We start from the raw sequence: 21,091 nt of genomic DNA on the forward strand, positions 1-21,091 counted from the left end.
TCAGGCTCCCAGATAGCCGCGGGCGCGAGCACGCTGAAGCGCATCATCCCTCGCCGACGGCGCATCCAACGAACCGTTGACGAGACCTGCCTGCCCATGCACGACGCGATCACCCGAGATCGGGACCAGCCGCACGGACTTGGTGACCCCCGGCTCGAAACGGATACCGGCCCCCGCGGGACGGTCGACTTTCCTGCCCCAGGCCGCCGCGCGATCGAAGAGCAAAGCGCGATTGACCTCGAAGAAATGGGTGTGGCTGCGAACCTGCACGTCACGGTCGCCGGTATTCGTGACATCGATGGTGATCGCAGCTAGGCTCGCGAAGCTCTCAATGTCTCCGTCACCCGGGATGATCTCACCGGGCACGATATCGTCCACGACCGAAGTGTCACTGGGACCGACCGGCTCGAAAAGCGCCATCACCTTGGTCCCTTCCGCGAACATGCATTCGATATAGAGCATCGGAATCATCTGCCCGACGCCCGGCTCGACATCGTCCCATGTCAACAATCGGCCTGCCATGTCGCGGATCTCTGCGTAAGGCAGGTTACGGCGCGCCGCGGTCATGACCTCGTCTGTGATGTAGGCGACCGCCTCCGGATGGCTCAGCCGGATTCCAAGCGACCGATTGCGGCGCGCCATTTGCGCGGCATTGAAGATGACGAGGCGGTCCATCTCGGTCGGTGAAAGGTTCATCATGGAAGAGCATCCTCTCAAGTCGTGAACATGCGGACATGTCGCAGCGGTCCGCGCGAAACCGCGATGTCGATGAACGGCGTGAAGCTCGCAGGCAGCGCATCGGGCGGCGGAGTTTCCTCGAGCAGTCGCGCCAGCAACATGCGTGCGGCTTCCTGGCTGCGCTGCGCCTCGATGTGGCCGATGATCCCGAGCCTTACGGCTGCGCTGACAAGGCCGGTTACGAGCGTCCAGCCCGAAACCAGCTCTGCGGCCTCCAGGCCGAGCCCCGCGTCCCGGCCGACGACGGCCTGCACAACGGCCAGATGGCCTAGCCTCGTGTCCGACGACACCAAGCCACGGTAGGCGACCGATAGCGGTCCATCGAGCCTGAACCATACCCCGAGTAGCGCCCTGCCCGCCCGCCGCGATCCCTCCCGCATTTCGGCCGAGGGTGTTGCCGCCTCGGCCAAGCGATCCACGCGCGCGATGGCCACACAATCCTCTGCCCGAAAGGCCTGGCGCAGCAGAACACGGTCCATGCTTGCCCAGCGCCGCTCGAGCTGGTCCGCGATGATCTGATCGAGTTCGCCGCGATTGCCAAGCATGCCGTCCGCAGCAAGGCCTTCCAGCCCCCAGGAGAACGCAAAGCCGCCGGCCGGGTAGGCACTGTCCCCGAGCTGCAACAAGGCCAGCGTTTGCGATTTGTCAAACAGCGTCACTCTCCACGATCTCGCCTGCCTCGAGCAGCGGCCTGATCCGTGCCCGGTAAGTGTCGAGCGGAGCATCGAGCAGAACGACGAGAACATCATTCTCGAAACGGACCCGCCAATGCAGATTTCCGGCATTCCAGCCCAGCTTCAGCGCGGCAGCTTGGTTAGCGGGCTTCAATCGCCAACATTCCTGCTCGCCGAAGCGGACGATGATGGCGCGATCATGTGCGAGAAACAGCAATGCCCCGTCGACCAGGTCCTCGTCCCGGTCCAGGCTGACGGCGCAGTCGGTGCCGCGGTCGGTCGTCAAGCGAAAGCGCTTGCGGCCGACGTCTGACGGCGGCACGAACAGGAGCTCGATCCCGCCATGATGTTCGACGTGGTGAAGACGGCCTGCATAGGCTGCGTCGTCGGACCGTCCGATGATGCCGTGAAGCCGTAACGTCACGATATCCTCCCGCGAACTGCAAATGGACCCGGCTCAGCGCATCGTTGCCGACACCTCCCTTGAGGTCACCAAAGTGACCTCGCCATCCAGGATGGGCTTGGCAATTCCGAAGAAGGTCGCGACGACCGCCGAGCTGTTGTGGCGATCCATCGCGGCCTTGTCGGAAAATCGCTCGTACGTCGTGAACACGCACGGATCGTCCTCGCTCTGCGAGATGAAGAATCCGATCGTATCAGGCTCGTTAGCCGCGACATTTTCGGCGACGGCCATCAGCGCGTCGCGCATCGTGGTCTCGTGCCCGGACTTCGCCCTGATCACGGCGGTAATGGTGATCATCAGAATTTCTTCCAATCACCATCGGCTTCGAAGGCGCTCGCCGCCTGGTAGATGCTCGCCTCGTTATAGTCTTTTGCGATCAGCATCAAGCCGACCGGAAGGCCGTCCGACAGGCCGCAGGGAATGGTCATCGCCGGATGACCCGTCACGTCGAACGGACTGGTCGTGGCCGTCATTTCAAAGGCACGCTGGACAATCTCGGCGAGCGGCGCATCCTTGGCCGGGATCGGCGTGGCGACACAGGGCAAGGTCGGCATCAGCAGCAGATCGTAAGAGCCGAATACCGCATCATAGGCCGCCTTGGCAGCGATCGCGATGTTGCGCGATTTGGCATAGTAACGACCGCGATAATGGCTGACGCCCCACTGCCCAACCAGCATTGTGAGCTTGAGCGTTTCCGACAGGTCGTCGGCACGGGTACGCCAACCCGAGTGGGCGTCGAGCAGGCCCACGTCATAGAGGCCCTTCCAGTTGAAGCCCATGCCGTTGCCGATCATCATCTGGACCAGGAATCCTTCCAGCGTGATCGGGTTCCAGGCCGCGAGTGCATGAAGATGTTCGGGAATCGAAACTTCCGACACGCTGGCGCCGAGCTTTGCGAAACGCTCTGCGCCGGCCTTCACCTTGGACGCAACGCCTTCCTGCATGTTCGCAACGGCAAATCCCTCCTTGAGGATGCCGATCTTCATGCCCTTGACCCCCTTGCGGAGCATCTCGGTGTAGCTCGTGACCTTCGGCGCATATTGGCGCGGATCTAGCCCGTCGGCGCCGGCCAGCACCTCCAGCAACAGCGCGTTGTCGGCGACGTTGGCCGTCATCGGGCCGGTGTGGTCGATGGTCGATTCGATCGGCATCACGCCCGTATACGGCACGAGCCCGTGCGTCGCCTTCATGCCGTAGATGCCGCAATAGGATGCCGGGATCCGGATCGAGCCGCCTTGATCGCCGCCGATCGCCATGTCGACCTCGCCGGCTGCGACCAGCGCGGCACTTCCCGACGAGGATCCGCCGGCGGAATAGCCCATCTTGAGGGGATTGTGAACCGGTGCAGGATTGGAGGTATGGCTGCCGCCCGACAGGCAGAAGTGCTCGCACACGGCCTTGCCGACGATGGTGCCGCCTGCATCGAGAATCCGGGTCACGATCGTCGCATCGGCCGCGGGAATGAAGCCTTCGAGCGTCGTCGAGCCGTTCATCATGGGGACCCCGGCCAGGGCGACGTTGTCCTTCAGCACGATGGTACGACCCGCGAGCTTGCCGCTCGCCGCACCCTTGACCTCCGTCTTAATCGCCCACGCGCCGTACTTGTTGTCCTTCGGCATCGGCTTGGAGCCCGGCATGCGCGGATATTTGACCGGCGGCAGCGGGTTCGGCAGCTCGTCGATGACGTCGTAGGCGTCGAACATCCCGCCCATGAGGGCAAGATAGCTTCCGGCTTCTTCGACGGTCATGTTCATGTGCAGGCTCGCGGCGAGCTCGGCGACATCTTCGGCAGTCGGGCGTTTGATAGACATAAGTCATCCTTTCTTGTGAGGACAAGCCGGCAGCAAGAGAACCAGCGATCGTAACGACCGGCGCAGCCGCGCCGGAACTTGAACCTAGTTTGGATGCATCGCGCCGTCCCGAGCCAGAAGGCTTTCTCGGTCGAGCTCTCCGGTGATGCGCCCCTTCTGGATATTGAGAATCCGGTCCGACAGTGAGGTGATGAACTCGAGGTTCTGCTCGACGACGATCAGCGACATGTTCCACCGCTTCTTCAGCGCGAGCAGCGTCTCGACGATCTCTTCGATGATCGATGGCTGGATACCCTCGGTCGGCTCGTCCAGCAGGATCAGCCGGGGCTTCGTGCAGAGACAGCGCGCCAATGCCAGCAATTGCTGCTCGCCGCCCGAGAGAGCCCCACCGCGTCGGTCGAGCAGCCGCACCAGGCGCGGAAAGTCCTGAAGCACCGCGTCGATGACCGATCGGTCCTCCTTCGGCGCCGCCGCCAGGCCCATTCGCAGGTTCTCAAGGACGCTCAGGTCGGGAAATATCTCTCGTCCTTGCGGCACAAGCCCGATGCCAAGCCGGGACCGCTCGTACGGCTTGAGATGGGTGATCGGCTTGCCGGCGAACGTGACGGTGCCACCCGTCGTCGGCAAATGCCCCATCAGCGCACGCAGCGTCGTGGTCTTGCCCATGCCATTGTGGCCGAGAATACCGAGATACTCGCCATCCTGAACCGTCATGTCGAGACCAAACAGGATTGGAATGCGGCCGTAGCCCGATCGTAGATCCCGGACCTCGAGAAGCGCGCTCATGCCGCCACCTTCTTGCCGAGATAGACGTCGCGCACGCGCTGATCCGCCAGGACCTTGTCCACGGTGTCTTCGACCAGCACCCGCCCCTGATGAAAGACCGTCACCTTCTTTGCGATCTGCTTGATGAACTCCATGTCGTGCTCGACGACGATGATGGCGCGGGTCTGGTTGATCTCGCGGATGATGGCGGCTGTGTGCAGTGTCTCCTCGTCGGTCATCCCGGCGGCCGGTTCATCGAGCAGGATCAACTCCGGCTCAGCCGCAAGCACCATGCCGATTTCGACCCATTGCCGTTGGCCGTGTGACAGCGTCGCCACGATGCGATCGGCATGATCCGTCAACCGGATCATCTGCAATACCGCATCGACCGCGGGCCCCTGGGCGCGCGGCGTCGCTTTCCGCCGAACGGCGAGCCAGATGTTTTCTCGCACCGAGAGACCGTTGAAGACGTTCGGCACCTGGGTCTTGATGCCGATTCCCATGCGGGCGATCTCGTGCGACAGCTTGCCGGCGATCGGCTGACCGCGAAACGCAATCGCACCCGACGTCGGCACAAGCTGTCCAGTCAGCGTCTTGAAGAAAGTGCTCTTGCCCGCGCCATTGGGCCCGATCAGGCAGCGCAGCTCCATCTCTTCCAATGTGAAGGTGATGTCGTCATTGGCGACGACACCGCCAAAGCGCATCGTGAGGTGCTCTGCCTTGAGGAGGGGTACGAGGTCCGCCATGGTCATTCGGCTCCGGCCATGTGAGACGCGGCCACTGATGGCGGCACCTGATCATCTATGGGCTGCGCCTTCGCTTCTGGAGCTGGCACGAGCCGCATCAGCAGGTCGCGCGCCGTCGGCACGAGTCCCTTCGGAAGCAGCAGCACGAAGACGACCAGCACGGCACCAAGCACGAGGTTGGAGTTCAGAGCCTGCTGCGAGCCGATATAGGCGACGATGTATTCGATGAGCACGCAGCCAACGATGGGACCCAGCAACGTGCCGAGCCCGCCCACCGTGATCCAGATGATGATCTCCGCCGACAACGAGAGGCTGAAGATGGTCGGCCCGACGAACGCGCCCCAGTTGACGTAGAGCGCACCAGCGAGCCCCGCGATCGCGCCGCTCAGAATGAAAGTGAGCAGCTTGACCTTCCGTGGGTCGTAACCGAGCAGCGAGGCACGAACCTCGTTCTCACGCACCGCCACGATGACGCGTCCCGCTGGTAGAGACAGCAGCAGACGCAGCAGCAGGAATATCCCGAGCAAGGTCCCACCCGTCACCCACCAGGATTGTTCGGGCGAGAGGATCTGGTCGGGATAGAATGGAACGTTGAAGGTCGGCACGGCCGGGATGCCGTTGAAGCCGCCGAGCAACGCCTTGCCAATCCTGTACTCGTCGCCCGAGGTCGAGTTGACGCAGTTGAACAGGATCAGAGTCACGGTGAGCGTGATCACGCCGAGATAGACGTCGGAGATACGGCCGAAGAAGATGAAGTAGCCGAGGATCGCGGCGAACAACGCGGGAATGATAATGGCGAGCAGGATCGACGGCGTGGAATCCTGGAAATTGATCGCTGATATTGCGTAGGCATAGCCGCCGAGGCCGAAGAAGGCCGTCTGTCCAAACGACAGGATGCCGCCAAAGCCCCAGATGAAGGCGAGGCTAAGCGCCAGCACCGCCATTGCCGCGAACAACGTCAACTGCATCATCGCGAACAGCTCGATGACGCTCGGGATCAGTGCGATCGCGATGATCGCGATAAGGACGGCAACCGCCTGAGCCACAAGGCGAAAGCGGATGGTCATTACAGATTCCCCTTGAAGAAGCGGCCGGAAATTCCCTGCGGTAGCAGGCGGATCAGCACGATTGCGGCCGTGAACACCAGGACTTCGCCATAGACCGGCGTGGTGAAGAAGGCGCCGACCTGATTGACAGCACCGAACAGGCTCGCCGCCGACATCGTCCCCGACAGAATGGCAGCGCCTCCCCCGACGACGGTCATGAAGGCCTTGGCGACGTAGGCGCCGCCCATGCCGGGCGTGATGCCCGAAACCGGAGCCAGCAAGCCTCCGGCGAGACCTGTGATGGCCGCCCCGACCGCGAACGTGCTCATGTAGACCCGCGCCGGATTGACGCCCAGCGTGGCCGCCATTGCCGGGTTCTGCATCGTCGCGCGGGCGATCAGGCCGAAGCGGGTGTAGCTCATCACGCCGTAGACCACGGCCATCATGACCACCGCCATTCCGGCCAGGAACAGCGTGTAATAGCTCGACTGATACGAACCGATGGAGAAGCCACCGAGAGGAGTCGGCACGCCCTGCTGCGTGTTGCCGTAGATCGTAGTGACGATCCCGATGATGAGAAGGCTGAGCCCCCAGGTCGCGAGCATCGAATCGACGAGGCGACCATAGAGAAAGCGAATAAGGCACCGTTCGATGACGAGACCTACGAGACCTACGAAGAGCGGAGCAACGACCAGCATCGCGATCCAGATATTCACGCCTGCATTGGCCGATATGACAGTCGCATAGGCGCCGAGCATGATGAACTCGCCATGGGCAAGATTGATGATCTTCATCATGCCGAAGATGATCGCCAGTCCGAGGCACAACAGGAACAGCGACGATATCCCATTCAGGACGTCGAGCGCGACGATGAGGTAGATCGCCATTCTTGGATTCTTTCGGTCCCCTCGAAGTCACGGGGCCCCGCCGGTGGCGAGGCCCGGCTAACATCAGAGATTGATGATGTACTGCTTGGTGTCGTTCGGATTCTTGACGAGATCGCAGACACTGGCAGTATCGGCCGGCTTGACGTCGGAGTAACTCTCCAGCACCGACCATTTGCGGTCCTTTACCTCCGCGAGAAACGCATTGCGGGTGGTGTGATGGGTCGGCTTGTCCAAGGTGACCTTGCCGCTCGGGCCATCGAAAGCGATCCCGTCCTCCAGCGCGGCAATCACCTTCATGCGATCGATGCTGGCGGCTTTCTTCACGCCGGCAGCCCAAAGCATGACGCCCTCATAGGTGCAGGCAGCCAGCTCGCTGACATAGGGCGAGTCGGGATGGGCCTTCTTGATCTTCTCGACGAAGCTCTTCGAGGCCGGCGTGGTAAGCTCCTCGAAGTAGCCGTAGGCGCCGAGAATGGAATCGCTTTCGGCCGCATCGAGTGTGGTCGGCTCGTTGACGAGACCGAAAGTGGTCGACGCGATCGGAATCTTGCCCTTCATGCCGGCCGAGGTCCATTGCCGGTAGAAGGCCGTATGATTGCCGCCGACCAGTGCCGACAGGATGAGGTCGGGCTTTGCCGCCTGAATCTTCGAGATCGTCGTACCGAAATTGGTGACGTCGAGCGGGAAGAAGTCGGTCGCCAGCACCTCGCCGCCATTGTCCTTGACGTACTTGGTCATCCATTTCGCGGTGATCTGACCGTAATTGTAATCGGCGGCAATGATGTAGGCTTTCTTGCCGGCCTTCTTCATCGCGCTCGGCACCAGCTTTTCCACGGTCTGCGCAGGCGTGGTACCGGTACAGAAGGTGTTACGATCGCAGACACCTCCCTCGTAGAGGACGTTGTAGAAGTACAGCACCTTGAAGCGATCGAAGGTCGGACGCACCGCCTCGCGCGAGGCCGAAGTGATGCCGCCATGGACGACATCCACCTTGTCTTTCACCGCAAGCTGCTGCGCGAATTGCGAGTACATCTGAATGTTCGACTGGGTGTCGTAGTGGATGACCTTCAACGGGCGTCCCAACAATCCTCCGCCGGCATTGATCTCGTCCACAGCAAGCTGGAGCGCGTAGACCATGGGCGTGCCGGACGCTGCGATCGGACCAGACTGGTCATGAAGGCTGCCGACGACGATCGGGTTCTCGGCGCCAAAGGCGCCGGAGCGGAAGACTGCAGGTGCGGCAATCAACGTCGTCGTTGCAATTGCTGAGCGCTGCAGGAAGCGACGGCGGGAGAAAGTCATATATGTCCCCATCAATCCTTGAGATGGAAAATATTACTAATACAATATTTGAAAAGGCAAGCTATTTTATCGCCGCGCGATGATAGAGAAATCGTGCCCATCGAGCTGAGCCAGATAGATCGGATGGCGGCCGCCGACCACCGATTGCGCCAGGTCGCCTCGTGCCGTGCGTCGCTGGAGCGTCCTTCCGTACAGACGCGTCAACTTGCGCGCGTCGAGACTGGCGGCCTCCTCGATCAGGGACGCGAGCGAGTAAATGCCTTCGTAGCAGGACTCACCAAAGGCATTCACGGGAGGCGGACTATCGCCGAATGCCGTATGATAACGCTCCAGAAACGCGCCATTGTTACGTGAGCGGATCGACCCGTAGTAGCCCGAAGCGGCGTAGAGATTCTCGGTTTCATCTGCGTTGAGGCCGTATGCCACAGTTTCGTCGATCGCCGAGGAAAACCGCAGCGCGCGCGAACTCAGCCCCGCCGCAGAGAAGGCGCGATTGAATGCGATGCAGTCAGAGCCAAGGAAATACGGAAGAACGACGTCCGAGCCCGTTGCCTTGATCCGGTCCAGTATCTCGTCGAAGTCATGCTGGCCGACCGGCAGATAGTATTCACCCGTCACCGTGCCGCCCAAGCGGGCAATCGACCTGCGCGCAATCTGAAGCGATGAGCGAGGCCATACGTAGTCATTGCCGCAAAGAAAATATCGGCGCGCACGCCTCGTCTCCGAAAGCCATTGAATCGCGGGAGAAAGCAGCTCTTCTGCGGTCTCACCGGTCGCCATGACGTCCAGCGTCGATGAGCGGCCTTCGAACTGCGGCGTATATATGAACGGAACGCGACCACGGGCCGCGCGCGCCACGAAATCGCGCGCGAAGCTCGGCAACATTCCGACGATGCCGTCGACACGATCGATGTCAATTGCATCTTGCGCGGCCCATCCCGCACTTGGGCCGGTTTCTCCGGCGTTCACGACGTGCAATTCGACGGGACGGCGAAGGACACCGGACATGGCGTTAATCTCGTCGACGGCCAAGCGTCCGCACGCCTCGGCTGACGGGGCCCAAAGCCCCGCAGCGCCGCTCTGCGGGATGAGCAGACATATCCGGACGCTACGCAACGATGGTGTCTCCGCACTTTCCGTGCACAGAACACTCACGAATCGTGCCAACGGCAATCCTGTGCCGCTACGGCCCGTTTGACGACGAGAACGCTCGATCCTGAAGGGAACATGCCCTTTTTCGCGGCGCCAGCCGATGCATTCGCCCCTTCCCTAGGCAGTTGCGCGCAAACCTGCTTTTCGCTTGCTCCTCGTTACGTTCCAATGCAAATATTGAAATATCAAATAATTCGCTGAGGGTGCAACGTGGACCTCCCCGAACTCATCCGAGGTGTGAATCGCCGGCTTGAGCAGATGCTGGAAGCGAAGCTCAAGCCACGAAGCCTATCTCTTCACCAGTACCGCGTGCTCGAGGCGCTGTCCGAAGAAAACGGGATGCCGATGGGCGATCTGGCAACCCGCCTCTTGGTCGACGGTCCAACGCTCACAAAGATCATCGACAGAATGGTCGAGTCGGCGCAGGTCTATCGCGCGCCCGATCCACATGACCGGCGCAGGGTCCTGATTTTCCTCTCGCAGCGAGGGGCGGAGCAATTCAAGGACATCGGCCCAATCATCAAATCCATTCAGCAGAACCTTTTGAACAGGCTGGGCGCATCAGATGCCACAGTCCTGACGGGCCTGCTCTCGGAGTTGCTTAGCGACCGTGCCTCCGCGCATTCATACCCGGTTCGCGGACAAGAAACACTGATCCACGATTGATGGCCTTCGCCCGCGGGCTACTTCGTAGGCTCGGTGTGCCGTCCGATCCCGCTAACTCCAGTCTTCAACATTGTGATCGAAGGCAACAATGGTGTCAGCGGCGCCTGTGACGGCAAGGCCGCCACTTCCTCCTCGCGCCGGCAACAAGATCGTCACCGACAAGCTCGCGAGAGGTAGCACGGAACTTGCATAAATTCTGGGCGACATGGACGCCGCATGAACCTCATCAGTCTCGACATCCGCATGCTCCGGTCTCTGATCTCGGTGGTCGAGACCGGCAGCATCACCGAGACGGCGCGACGGCTTGGCCGCACCCAGCCTGCGATCACCCTTCAATTGCAGCGGCTGGAGGAGCTGACCGGCAAGCAGCTGTTCGAGCATGGCGGCCGCAGGTTGACGCTGACCGACGACGGCACCACCGTCCTCACCTACGCCAAATCCATCCTGAGGTTGCATGACGAGCTGATTTCGCAGCTGGCGTCACAGGAGATCGAGGGCCAGGTCGTGCTCGGCACGCCCGATCTCTACGCCGCGTTCATGCTGCCGCAGATCCTCAGCGTGTTCCGGAAATCCTTTCCGCGCGTGCAGGTGGAGCTCAACTGCGCGCTTTCTACGCCGCTGGTCGGCCTCGTCAAGCGCGGCGATGTCGACATCGCGCTCGTTACCCGCATGAACGACTTCACCGGCGGCCAGGTGGTTCGCCGAGAGCAACTGGTTTGGATGACCGGCGAACAATCCGCCGCGCATCAGGAACGTCCGATCCCGCTCGCGCTATTGCCGCCGGGCAACATCTATCGCGACTACGCCATCGATACGCTGGAACGCGCAAACCTGCGCTGGCGCATCGCCTGTGTCAGCGAAAGCGTCGGCGGCCTTCAGGCCGCGGCCTTCGCAGGCATGGCGGTTACCGTGCTCGGGCGCAGCGCGCTGGTGCCGGCAATGCGCGAGATCGGGCCGAACGAAGGCCTTCCACCGCTGCCGAAGATCGAGCTGCTGCTCTACAAGTCGAGCGGCGCGACCTCGAAAGCAGCAACCGCCCTGCACGACTACCTCGCGCACTACCTGCGCCTGGACGAAGAGCTCAGCGGCAGGGGTATGCCGATCGAGCTGTCCTGAGACGACAAGATTGCACGCGTCCCTCGCTCTCCCACAAAAAGTGGGAAAACAACCCCATGCACAGTAGACGGAGCTAGTCGGATCAAGGACTTACGCGGGTGACAATGAGGCCATGCGCTGGCGGCGGCTTAGCTTGACATGTCGGGCAAAACAGCAGCAGGATTCCACCATGGCCCGTCACGCCTTGGTACGCGCTCGGTCCGATTCGCGTAAAGCCAGCGGTGGCCAGAACTTGGCCCAGGGTTGCGCCTGCTCGAAGGCGGCGGCGATGCGGAAGATCGTGGGTTCGTCGAGCCAGGGCGCGACGATCTGGAGACCGACCGGCAGGCCGTCGCGGTCGAAACCGCAGGGCAACGTCGCCGCCGGCAGGCCGGCAAGATTGATCGGCCAGGTGAAGGGCGACCAGCCGAGATGCGAATCGACCTTGCAGCCGTCGATCGTATCGACACCGATACGCCCGGCCTCGAACGCGGTCACCGCGACCGTCGGTGTCACCAGCGCATCGACACGCTCGAACAGCTTTACGAACGCATTGCGCGCCTGGCCCCGGCGGTAGCCGGCCTCGATGTAGTCCGTGCCGCTGAAACGCCGGCCTGCCGTGACGACATCACGGTAGTCGGTCTCCGAGCTTGCGAGATCGGCAGCGGTCCTGGTCGCCACCGCCGCCGCCTGCTCGGTGAAGGCAATCGGCTTCAGCGTGTGCTCCAGAATGCCGGGATCGAGACCAGGGCCGTCCAGGGTGATCTGCGCGCCGCAGCCGTCGAGAACGGCCAGCGCTTTGCTGAACGCGGCACGAACATCCGGGCTGACAGCGGCGTAGCCGAGATCGGCGCTGGCGCCGATGCGAATGCCGTCCAACGGCGCCGCGTTGGTGTCGAAGCGGCGTGGCGACACCGGCAGGCTCGCGGGGTCGCGCAGGTCGTAAGCAGCGATGATCTCCAAGGTGAGCGCGGCATCCGCGACGGTGCGCGTGATCGGCCCGGTATGGGCGAGCGAAGCCCAGGACGGCGGCGAGAAGCCTGGCGAGCGCGGCACCAGGCCGAAGGTCGGTTTCAGTCCGAACACGCCACAGAAGGACGACGGCACGCGGATCGAGCCGACGCCATCGGTGCCGATCGCGATCGGCCCGCAACCGGCGGCAACACCGGCCGCTGCGCCACCGCTGGAACCGCCGCTGGTGCGGCCGGGATTCCAGGGATTCCGCGTCGTGCCGGTGACCGGGCTGTCCGCCGTCAGTTTGTAGCCGGACTCGCAGGTGGTGGTCTTGCAGGTGATGATCGCACCGGACGCCCTCAGCGCCGAGACCACGGCGGCATCGACGTTGGGCACGAACGCCTTGTTCATCGGCGAGCCGGCATAGGCCGGCACGTCCGCGACGAAGACGAGATCCTTGATCGTAACTGGCACACCGGCAAGCGGCCCCTTGGCCTCGCCCGAACTCATTTCCCTGGTGAGCCGGTCCGCCTCTACCCTCGCCTGCTCGTACATCGGCGTCACCACCGCATTGCAGGCCTCATTCGTCGCCTGCAGCGCATCGATGGTGTCGTCGACCACATCGCGCGGGGTGAACGCCTTGCGCCGGTAGCCGGCCATGATCTCGGCAACAGAGAGCGCACCAAGGCCAGTCGGCGCCGGCGGGAAGGCCGTTCGGCCGGAACCATCAGTCATCATCAATCCCAAAGAGCTAGCTGAGCGCCGCGTCGACGGCGCGCTTGGCCATGACCGTGACGAGATGCGCCCGGTAATCGGCTTCGGCATGAATGTCGGAGGTCAGACCGTCCGTATCGATCTTGATCGCGGCGATGGCCGAGGGATCGAAATTGGACGACAGCGCGTCCTCCATCGGCGGCACGCGAAAGACGCCTGAACCGGCGCCGGTCACGGCGACGCGGACACCATCGGCGAATTTGGCGACGAACACACCGACCAGCGCATAGCGGGAGGCCGGCGCCTTGAACTTGGCGTAGCCGGCCTTCAACGGCACCGGAAAACGGATCGCCGTGATGATCTCACCGGGCCCAAGCGCGGTTTCGAAGAGGCCGAGGAAGAACTTGTCGGCCGCGATCTCGCGCGCGCTGGTGATGATGGTGGCGCCGAGACCGAGCACGCCGGCGGGATAGTCAGCCGCGGGATCGTTGTTGGCGACCGAGCCGCCGATGGTGCCGCGGCTGCGCACCGCGGGATCGCCTATCATCGAGGCCAGCGCGGCGAGCCCCGGGATTCTTGTCTGGACCAGCCTGGAGGCGGCGACCACCGCATGCGGAGTCATTGCGCCAATCGTGATCGTCGCGCCGCCATCGGTGATGCCCTTCAGCGCCCCGAGCTTCGACAGATCGACCAGCGCAGGCGGATTGGCCAGCCGCTGCTTCAGCGTCGGAATCAGCGTCATGCCGCCGGCAACGAGTTTGCTGTCCTCGATCGAGGTGAGAAGCTTGGCCGCATCGGGGATCTGGTCAGGCTGGTGATAGGCAAACGGCTTCATTGTCATCCTCCCTATTCCGCGGCGACCGGCAGCGACGCGTTCTGCAACAGGCGCCAGATCCGGTTCGGCGTGGCCGGCATGTCGACATGGGTGACGCCGAGATGCGAGAGCGCGTCGACGACCGCGTTGATGACCGCCGCCGGCGAACCGATGGTTCCGACCTCACCGCATCCCTTCACGCCCATCGGCGTATGCGTGCACAGGGTGGAATGGGTCGCCACCTTCATCATCGGCAGATGATCGGCGCGCGGCATGCAGTAGTCCATCAGCGAGCCCGACAGCAATTGCCCTGAACCTTCGTCATAGACCGCATTCTCGAACAGCGCCTGGCCGACGCCCTGCACGATGCCGCCGTGCAACTGCCCCTCGACGATCATCGGATTGATCACCGTGCCGACATCGTCGACCGCGGTGTAGTTGACCAGCGTGACCGTGCCCGTCTCCGGATCGACCTCGACCTCGGCGATGTGGCAGCCGCCGGGATAGGTGAAGTTGACGGGATCGTAGTAGGCCTGCTCCTCCAGCCCCGGCTCCAGCACTTCCAGCGGATAATTGTGCGGCACATAGGCCGCGCCGGCGATCTCCTCGAAGGTCTTGCTGCGGTCCGTGCCCGCGACCGAAAACTTTCCTGCCTCGAACTGGATGTCGACCTCGGCCGCCTCGAGCAGATGGGACGCGATCTTCTTGCCCTTGGCGATCACCTTGTCGGTCGCCTTCGACAACGCGGCGCCGCCGACCACGAGGGAGCGCGAGCCATAGGTGCCCATGCCGAACTGCACCCGATCGGTGTCGCCGAACACGATGTCGACATTCTCGAAGGCGACGCCGAGCTTCTCCGAGACGATCTGCGCGAAGGTCGTCTCGTGGCCCTGGCCGTGATTGTGGGTGCCGATCATGACCGTGACCTGGCCGGTCGGATGCACGCGCACCGTGGCGCTCTCGTAGAGGCCGCCGCGCGCGCCGAGCCTCCCTGCGAACCGCGACGGCGCAAGGCCGCAGGCCTCGACATAAGTTGAGTAACCGAGCCCGCGGAACTTGCCCTTGCTGGCGGAAGCCGCCTTGCGGATGCCGAAATTCTTGACGTCGGCGGCAATCAGCGCGCCGTCGAGGCAGCCCATGGGATCGCCGGAATCGTACTGCACCAATACCGGCGTCTGGTACGGATAGGCCTCCTTCGGTATCATGTTGCGGCGGCGGATCTCGACGCGGTCGATCCCCATTTCGCTCGCTGCGACATCAACGATGCGCTCCAGCACGAACGTCGCCTCGGGCCGGCCCGCGCCCCGATAAGCGTCAACCGGCACGGTGTTGGTGAACACCACCTTCACGTTGCAGTAGATCGCGGGCGTGGTGTAGACGCCGCCGAGAAGCGGCCCGTAGAGATTGGTCGGGATGTTGGGCCCGAAGGTCGAGAGATAGCCGCCCATATTGGCGAGCGTGTTGACGCGGAAGGCGAGGAATTTTCCGGTCTCGTCGAGCGCGAGTTCGGCCTCCGTGACATGGTCGCGGCCGTGACGGTCGGAAACATAGCCCTCCGAGCGGCTCGCCACCCATTTCACCGGCCGCCTGACGCGTTTGGCGGCCCAGGTGATCACGGCCTCCTCGCCGTAGTGGAACTGCTTGACGCCGAACCCGCCACCGACATCCGGCGCCACCACGCGCAGCTTGTGCTGCGGGATGTTCAGCACCAAGGCACCCATCAGGAAGCGCACGACATGCGGGAACCGGCTTGTGGTCCACAGTGTGAAGCGATCGGTGCCCGGCTCGTATTCGGCGATCGCCGCGCGCGGTTCCATGGGGTTGCCGATCAGGCGGTTATTGACCAGGCTGAGCTTGGCAACATGCGCAGCCTTCCTGAACGCGGTCTCGACCGCGGCCTTGTCGCCGAGCTCCCAGTCGCAACAGACGTTGTTCGGAACATCGTCGAAAAGCTGCGGCGCATTCGGCCTGACAGCTTCGAGCAGGCCGACCACCGAGGGCAACACCTCGTAGTCGATCTTCAACAGCTCGGCCCCGACATTCGCCTGCTCCGGCGTCTCGGCGACGACGAAGGCCACCATGTCGCCGACGAAGCGCACCTTGCCCTGCGCCAGCATCGGGAACGGCGGCTCCTTCATCGGAACGCCCTTGGCATCCGAGATGCCCCAACCGCAGGGCAACGAGCCGAGCCCATCGGCCTTGACGTCCTCGCCGGTCAGCACGGCGATGACGCCGGGCGCAGCCAGCGCCGCACTCTTGTCGATGCCACGCAGGACCGCATGCCCGTGCGGCGAGCGCACGAACACGCCTGCAGCCATGCCGGGGCGCTTGATGTCGGAGACGTAATTGCCGCGGCCAGTGAGAAAGCGCTGGTCCTCTTTCCGCTTCGGCGCGGCGCCAATGCCGATCACATTGCCCATGGTCACTCTCCCTTGGCGGCGTTCATGGCGGCAGCGCCGGCCATGACGGAAACCACGATGTTCTGGTAGCCGGTGCAGCGGCAGATATTGCCTTCGAGGCCGTGACGGACGTCGGCCTCGGTCAAGTCGGGCTTCTCGGCAGCCAGCGCGACCGCCGTCATCAGCATGCCCGGCGTACAGAAGCCGCATTGCAGGCCGTGATGCTCGCGAAACGCCTCCTGCATCGGATGCATCAGGTTCGAGCCCGGCGCGCCTTGCAGGCCTTCGATGGTCAGCAGCGTCGCGCCGTCGAGCGCGGGCGCCAGCAGCGTGCAGCTCTTCACCGGCAGGCCGTCGAGATGCACAACGCAGGCGCCACACTGGCTGGTGTCGCAGCCGATATGGGTGCCGGTCAGGTTGAGCTGCTCGCGCAGCAGCTCGGCGACGAGGGTCGCCGGTTCGACATCCACGGTGGTGGGGCGGCCGTTGAGTGTAAAGGATATCTGCACGGTCATGCTCCTGTGCGCGGCGGGTCTTCAGGCGAGTGGCAACGCGCTGCCGGCGGCCCATGTGGCCATCACGACATCGCCTATGGCGAAGGGATCTGCGAAGAAGGTCTTTTCCGGCACGTAGGCGACGAACTCGTCGTCCGGCACCGTGTCGAGCATGACCTTGACGAAATAGCCCTGGTATTCGATCGCGAGCACGCGGCTCGGCAGCGAGGTTGTGCAACCCGGAGGCAAGTCTCTGCCGGGCCGGACCAGCGCGACGTCGTCGCGGCGCACCGCTATATCGACCTTATCGCCGACGCTGACGGCCGAGCGTGGCCGCAGCGACACCTCGATGCCATCAGGCGCTGCCTGCGCGAGCGTGAAGCTCGCGCCGTTGACCTTCTCGACGCGGCCCGACAACACGTTCTGACCGCCCATGAACTCGGCGACATAGCGATCGTGCGGATGGGCGTAGACGTCGCGCGCCGGGCCCGCCTGCTTGATCTTGCCCTGCTCCATCACGACGACGAGGTCGGCCAGCGCAATCGCCTCGAGCTGGGTATGGGTGACGTGGATGAAGGTGATGCCGAGCTCCTGCTGCATCCGCCGCAGCTCCTGGCGCATCTGGACGCGGAGCTGCTCGTCGAGCGCGGACAGCGGCTCGTCGAGCAGCAGCACGCGCGGCTCGGTGATCGCGGCCCGGGCCAGCGCCACACGCTGCTGCTGGCCGCCGGAAAGCTGGGCCGGCAAGCGGTCGGCAAATTGCGTCAGCCTGACCTTCTCAATCATGGCATCCGCCGCGCGCAGCCGATCGGACTTGGACTGGCCGCGCACGCGAAGCGCAAAGGCGATGTTCTCCCGCACGGTCAGATGCGGGAACAGCGCGTAAGACTGAAACATCATCGCGGTGCGCCGTTGCACCGGCGCAAGACCGACGACGTTCTGGCCGCCGATCACGATCTCGCCGGCGGTCGGGTCGTCATGGCCTGCGATCATGCGCAGGATCGTGGTCTTGCCACAGCCGGACGGGCCGATGAAGCAGCAATAGGCGCCGTCCTCGATCTTCAGATTGTCGCCGTCGACCACGTAGGTCGCGCCGTCAAAGCTCTTGCAGACGCCCGCCAGTTCGATATCGCCGCGATCGCTCTTCATTCCTAACCCTTTGTCGCGCTGCCGCGCCTCTTCTGGATCAGCACGATGGTGCCGAGGCTCGCACCGATGACGACGAAGGAGACGATGGTGGTCACCGTGCCGAGCGCGTAGAGCGAGGGCGAGGTGACGTTCAGAGTCATGCTCCAGATTTCCAGCGGCAGCGTGTTCAGCGAGCCTGCCGTCTGCAGGCTGCGCGCAAACTCGTCGTAGGACAGCGTGAAGCCGAACAGCGCAACCGCGACGAGACCGGGCGCCAGCACGGGGATCATCACCAGCCGGATCGACTGCCAACGGCTGGCGCCGAGATCGTACGCCGCCTCCTCCCAGACGTGGTTGAAGCGCGACATCACCGCGAACATCACGAGCACGCCGAACGGCAACGTCCAGGACAGCTGCGCGCCCAGTGCCGACGTGTACCAGCTCGCATTCAGCCCGAGCGCCTGGAACAAAAGTCCCGTCCCGAGACCGAGCACGAGGCCGGGCGCGACCAGGCTGCCGATCATCATGTAGAAGACAAAGGTGTCGCCGCGAAATCGCTTGCGAAAGCCGAGGCCGGCGAGGAACGAGACCACCACAGTGATGACGGTGACGATGACCGCAAGCCTGATCGAGCGGTCGAAAGACCCCTTGACGTCGCCGGTCCGCACCTGCGTGAAGAGGTCGACGAACCAGTGCAGCGAATGACCCTTCATCGGAAACACAAGTCCGCCACGGATGTCCTGGAACGACAGGATGTAGATGCAGAACATCGGGCCGTAGAGCGCGATGACATAGAAGGCAAACAGCGTCGCCAGCACGTAGAACGTCCAGGGCCGGCCGCCCTTGCTCGGCGCGATCGCCTTGGTCGTCGCGGGCGCGACCGTCTTCGACACGTCGGACTTTGGCATGTCGGCGAGAACCGCGCTCATCGCGTGATCTCCTGCCGGATATCCACGGTGCGGAGGATCAGCGAGACGATCGCAACCAGCACGAGCGTCAGCAGCACGGCACTGGCCGCCGCGGTCGGATATTGCAGCACGCCGACGTCCTCGTAGAAGGCGCTGACCACCGACGCCGATCCGCCGCCGGACATCACCTTGACCACGAAGAAGTCGCCCATCACGATCGAGACCACGAAGATGGTGCCGAGCGCGATGCCGCTCTTGGACATCGGCACCACGACCAGGCGCATGATGTCGAAACGGCTGGCGCCGGCGTCGATCGCGGCCTCGATCAGCTTCTTGTCGATCCGCGCCATGGAATTGAAGATCGGCACGATCATGAAGATCGTGAGCTGATGGACATAGGCGATGACCACCGCGAGATCGGAGAACAGCAGCACCTCGAGCGGCTGACGGATCACGCCCATTCCAAGCAGCGCCTGGTTGATCAGGCCTTCCTTGCCCAGGAGCGGAATCCAGGAAATCATCCGAATGATGTTCGAGGTCCAGAACGGCACTGTGCACAAGAGAAACAGGCCGATCGCGAGCAGTTGGTTGCGGACGTGGAACACCAGGAAGTAAGCGACGAAGAAGCCGATGATCAACGTGAAGATCCAGGTCAGGACCGTGAACTTGATCGTCGCCAGATACAGCTTCAGCGTCAGCGCCGAATGCAGGACCTCGACGTAGCTTGCCAGCGTGAAGCCCGGCGTCAGCCCGCCAAAGCCGTCGGTGGCGAAGAAGCTCGCCGCCAGCACCACCAGAATCGGCGCCACGAAGAACGGCACGAGCACCAGGACCAGCGGCGCGACATAGAGCCAGCCGGCGAGATTTGCGCGTGGCGGAGTTTGACTGGACTGCATAGCGGCAAACGCCTCGAAGTCGGTCTTCTCGCACCGGCGCGTGACGGCGCCGGTGCATCGCTTCAGGTCAGGGAAAGCAGGTTTCAGGCCACCTTGAAGTCGTTCCAGCGCTTGTTCATGTACGCCGCCTCGTCCATCAGCGTGTTCCAGCAGGAGATGTTCTTGACGCGATCGAGGAACGAGCCGCCGTCACGCTTGGTGCCGGCCTTCTCCATCGGCACGCCGTAGGGATCGTTGACCACCTCCGGCGCCGGCTGCCCCTCGTACCAGAACGCCCATTCGGCCGGTGTCAGGAATTTCTTCGCGGTCGAGGGCACCGGGCTGTAATAGCCGTAGCGCGCGACGAAGCCGCCCTGCCAACCCGACAGGTACCAGTTGAGATATTCATAGGCCGCATCGAGCTTCTTGCCGGAGAGATGCTTCATCAGGCCCATGCCGTTGCACCAACCCCGATAGCCTTCCTTGCCGTTCTTGACGTTGACCGGCGCGTAGACGCAGGGAATCTCCTTCACGCGCACCGCCGCGACCGCCGGCGACCACATCGACTGGATGACCACTTCCCCCGCAGCCATGAGCTGCACCGACTGGTCGAAGGTGGTCCAGGTCGCACGGAACTGGCCCTGCTTCTTCAGCTCGATCAGCTTGTTGCAGGTGAAGTCGATCTCCCCCTTGGTCATGTTGCCCTTGTTGCCGTACTTGATCAGGCCGGCACTTTCGAAGCAGAGCGCTGCGTCCATGATGCCGATCGCGGGCACGTCGAGGATCGCGGCCTTGCCCTTGAACTTGGGATCGATCAGGTCCTTCCACTCGGTCACCTCGTGGCCGACGAGGTCGGGACGATAGCCGATGGAATCGGCGTTGTAGACTTGCGGCAGGAAGGTCGCCCACTCGGTGACGCCGTCGTGCAGATCGGTGGAATCGGGCTTGGCGACGTACATGGCCTCATAGGGCGAGATGCCCTGGCGCGGGATCTTGTGGCCGTCGATCTCACCCTTGGTGAAGATCGGCAGGATGTTGTCGAACTCCTTGATCTTCTTGACCTGAATGCCCTGGATCACGCCGCGCTTGGCGGCGAGCTTGGCCTGCCAGCCTTCGACGTCGGCGATGTCGACCGTATTAGGCTGGCTTATGAAGCGGTTGATGGCGGCGGAGGTATCGAGGTTCTGCATCGTCACCTTGAAGCCGAGATCCTTGGCGGCCTGGTCGCCGATCGCCTTCACCACCGAATAGGAGACGCCGACGTGGCGGAGCTCGATGTCCTTGATCTCCTGCGCCCAGATGGTCGGGAAGCCGCGGATCGCGTCCGAGCCGACGGCCGCGCCTGCGACCGCTGCAGCACTCTTCAACAGCCTGCGGCGGCTCAGTTTTCTTACTTCCGCCGGCTCCGCTTCGGCTTGGTTGGCACCAACATTCCCCTTGTCCCTGTCAAGCATGGCAAC

The 21,091-nt window shown here is 63.2% G+C and carries 21 protein-coding genes; 2 read left to right on the forward strand and 19 right to left on the reverse strand.

All coding sequences use genetic code 11. The features are described 5' to 3' along the window. From ureB to EDE08_RS32300, 11 genes are all read right to left on the reverse strand, one after another. A complete protein-coding gene (gene ureB / locus EDE08_RS32250; protein ID WP_131873166.1) occupies nucleotides 1–699 on the reverse strand; it encodes an urease subunit beta in 699 nt (232 codons plus the stop codon). A gap of 14 nt (nucleotides 700–713) precedes the next feature. After that, nucleotides 714–1,397 (reverse strand): urease accessory protein UreF, encoded by a 684-nt coding sequence (locus EDE08_RS32255; RefSeq protein ID WP_245524942.1) that lies wholly within the window; start codon nucleotides 1,395–1,397, stop codon nucleotides 714–716. Next, the gene (gene ureE, locus EDE08_RS32260; protein ID WP_131873164.1) at nucleotides 1,384–1,836 is read right to left on the reverse strand and encodes an urease accessory protein UreE; all 453 of its coding nucleotides are present in this window, start codon (nucleotides 1,834–1,836) and stop codon (nucleotides 1,384–1,386) included. The genes EDE08_RS32255 and ureE overlap by 14 nt, the downstream gene beginning before the upstream one ends. A 33-nt stretch (nucleotides 1,837–1,869) precedes the next feature. After that, nucleotides 1,870–2,172, reverse strand: a complete 303-nt coding sequence (locus EDE08_RS32265; protein WP_131873163.1) for a putative quinol monooxygenase — start codon at nucleotides 2,170–2,172, stop codon at nucleotides 1,870–1,872. Beyond that, entirely contained in the window at nucleotides 2,172–3,686 is a 1,515-nt protein-coding gene (locus EDE08_RS32270) for an amidase (RefSeq protein ID WP_131873161.1), read from the reverse strand. The genes EDE08_RS32265 and EDE08_RS32270 overlap by 1 nt, the downstream gene beginning before the upstream one ends. Nucleotides 3,687–3,770: 84 nt before the next feature. Continuing rightward, nucleotides 3,771–4,472, reverse strand: coding sequence for an ABC transporter ATP-binding protein (locus EDE08_RS32275; RefSeq protein ID WP_131873159.1), 702 nt, complete (start codon nucleotides 4,470–4,472; stop codon nucleotides 3,771–3,773). Further along, nucleotides 4,469–5,197 carry an ATP-binding cassette domain-containing protein gene (locus tag EDE08_RS32280; RefSeq protein ID WP_061882174.1) on the reverse strand — a complete coding sequence of 243 codons (729 nt, stop codon included), beginning with the start codon at nucleotides 5,195–5,197 and terminating at the stop codon, nucleotides 4,469–4,471. Before EDE08_RS32280 ends, EDE08_RS32275 begins: the two co-directional genes overlap by 4 nt. A 2-nt stretch (nucleotides 5,198–5,199) precedes the next feature. Continuing rightward, nucleotides 5,200–6,264 carry a branched-chain amino acid ABC transporter permease gene (locus EDE08_RS32285; protein WP_131873157.1) on the reverse strand — a complete coding sequence of 355 codons (1,065 nt, stop codon included), beginning with the start codon at nucleotides 6,262–6,264 and terminating at the stop codon, nucleotides 5,200–5,202. Continuing rightward, entirely contained in the window at nucleotides 6,264–7,130 is an 867-nt protein-coding gene (locus EDE08_RS32290; protein ID WP_061020378.1) for a branched-chain amino acid ABC transporter permease, read from the reverse strand. The genes EDE08_RS32285 and EDE08_RS32290 overlap by 1 nt, the downstream gene beginning before the upstream one ends. 63 nt (nucleotides 7,131–7,193) lie before the next feature. Then, nucleotides 7,194–8,432 carry an urea ABC transporter substrate-binding protein gene (locus EDE08_RS32295; RefSeq protein ID WP_061882172.1) on the reverse strand — a complete coding sequence of 413 codons (1,239 nt, stop codon included), beginning with the start codon at nucleotides 8,430–8,432 and terminating at the stop codon, nucleotides 7,194–7,196. Nucleotides 8,433–8,498: 66 nt separating this feature from the next. Continuing rightward, nucleotides 8,499–9,548, reverse strand: coding sequence for a substrate-binding domain-containing protein (locus tag EDE08_RS32300; protein WP_131873155.1), 1,050 nt, complete (start codon nucleotides 9,546–9,548; stop codon nucleotides 8,499–8,501). A 246-nt stretch (nucleotides 9,549–9,794) separates the two neighbouring features. Between EDE08_RS32300 and EDE08_RS32305 the strand changes: the two genes are divergently transcribed. Next, nucleotides 9,795–10,250: a MarR family winged helix-turn-helix transcriptional regulator gene (locus EDE08_RS32305; RefSeq protein ID WP_131873153.1), complete on the forward strand. Its 456-nt coding sequence runs from the start codon at nucleotides 9,795–9,797 to the stop codon at nucleotides 10,248–10,250. Between the two features lie 216 nt (nucleotides 10,251–10,466). Continuing rightward, a complete protein-coding gene (locus tag EDE08_RS32310; protein ID WP_131873151.1) occupies nucleotides 10,467–11,366 on the forward strand; it encodes a LysR substrate-binding domain-containing protein in 900 nt (299 codons plus the stop codon). A gap of 177 nt (nucleotides 11,367–11,543) precedes the next feature. Here the strand turns inward: EDE08_RS32310 and EDE08_RS32315 are convergent, their stop codons facing one another. The 8 genes from EDE08_RS32315 to EDE08_RS32350 all read right to left on the reverse strand — a co-directional run bounded on the left by EDE08_RS32315 (nucleotide 11,544) and on the right by EDE08_RS32350 (nucleotide 21,085). Beyond that, nucleotides 11,544–13,034, reverse strand: a complete 1,491-nt coding sequence (locus EDE08_RS32315; protein ID WP_131873149.1) for an amidase — start codon at nucleotides 13,032–13,034, stop codon at nucleotides 11,544–11,546. 16 nt (nucleotides 13,035–13,050) lie between these two features. Further along, nucleotides 13,051–13,848 carry an FAD binding domain-containing protein gene (locus EDE08_RS32320; protein ID WP_131873147.1) on the reverse strand — a complete coding sequence of 266 codons (798 nt, stop codon included), beginning with the start codon at nucleotides 13,846–13,848 and terminating at the stop codon, nucleotides 13,051–13,053. Between the two features lie 11 nt (nucleotides 13,849–13,859). After that, the gene (locus EDE08_RS32325) at nucleotides 13,860–16,247 is read right to left on the reverse strand and encodes a xanthine dehydrogenase family protein molybdopterin-binding subunit (protein WP_131873145.1); all 2,388 of its coding nucleotides are present in this window, start codon (nucleotides 16,245–16,247) and stop codon (nucleotides 13,860–13,862) included. Between the two features lie 2 nt (nucleotides 16,248–16,249). Next, nucleotides 16,250–16,741: a (2Fe-2S)-binding protein gene (locus EDE08_RS32330; protein ID WP_197488783.1), complete on the reverse strand. Its 492-nt coding sequence runs from the start codon at nucleotides 16,739–16,741 to the stop codon at nucleotides 16,250–16,252. 21 nt (nucleotides 16,742–16,762) lie between these two features. Then, a complete protein-coding gene (locus tag EDE08_RS32335; protein ID WP_131873143.1) occupies nucleotides 16,763–17,869 on the reverse strand; it encodes an ABC transporter ATP-binding protein in 1,107 nt (368 codons plus the stop codon). Nucleotides 17,870–17,871: 2 nt separating this feature from the next. Next, complete coding sequence (locus tag EDE08_RS32340) at nucleotides 17,872–18,777, reverse strand: ABC transporter permease (RefSeq protein WP_131873141.1); 906 nt, start codon at nucleotides 18,775–18,777, stop codon at nucleotides 17,872–17,874. After that, on the reverse strand, nucleotides 18,774–19,652 hold the full coding sequence (locus tag EDE08_RS32345) for an ABC transporter permease (protein ID WP_131873139.1): 879 nt from the start codon (nucleotides 19,650–19,652) through the stop codon (nucleotides 18,774–18,776). The genes EDE08_RS32340 and EDE08_RS32345 overlap by 4 nt, the downstream gene beginning before the upstream one ends. A gap of 83 nt (nucleotides 19,653–19,735) precedes the next feature. Next, the gene (locus tag EDE08_RS32350; protein WP_131873137.1) at nucleotides 19,736–21,085 is read right to left on the reverse strand and encodes an ABC transporter substrate-binding protein; all 1,350 of its coding nucleotides are present in this window, start codon (nucleotides 21,083–21,085) and stop codon (nucleotides 19,736–19,738) included. Nucleotides 21,086–21,091 lie beyond the last annotated feature (6 nt).

Origin of the sequence: Bradyrhizobium sp. R2.2-H (assembly GCF_004346455.1) — a bacterium.
Taxonomy (GTDB): domain Bacteria; phylum Pseudomonadota; class Alphaproteobacteria; order Rhizobiales; family Xanthobacteraceae; genus Bradyrhizobium; species Bradyrhizobium diversitatis.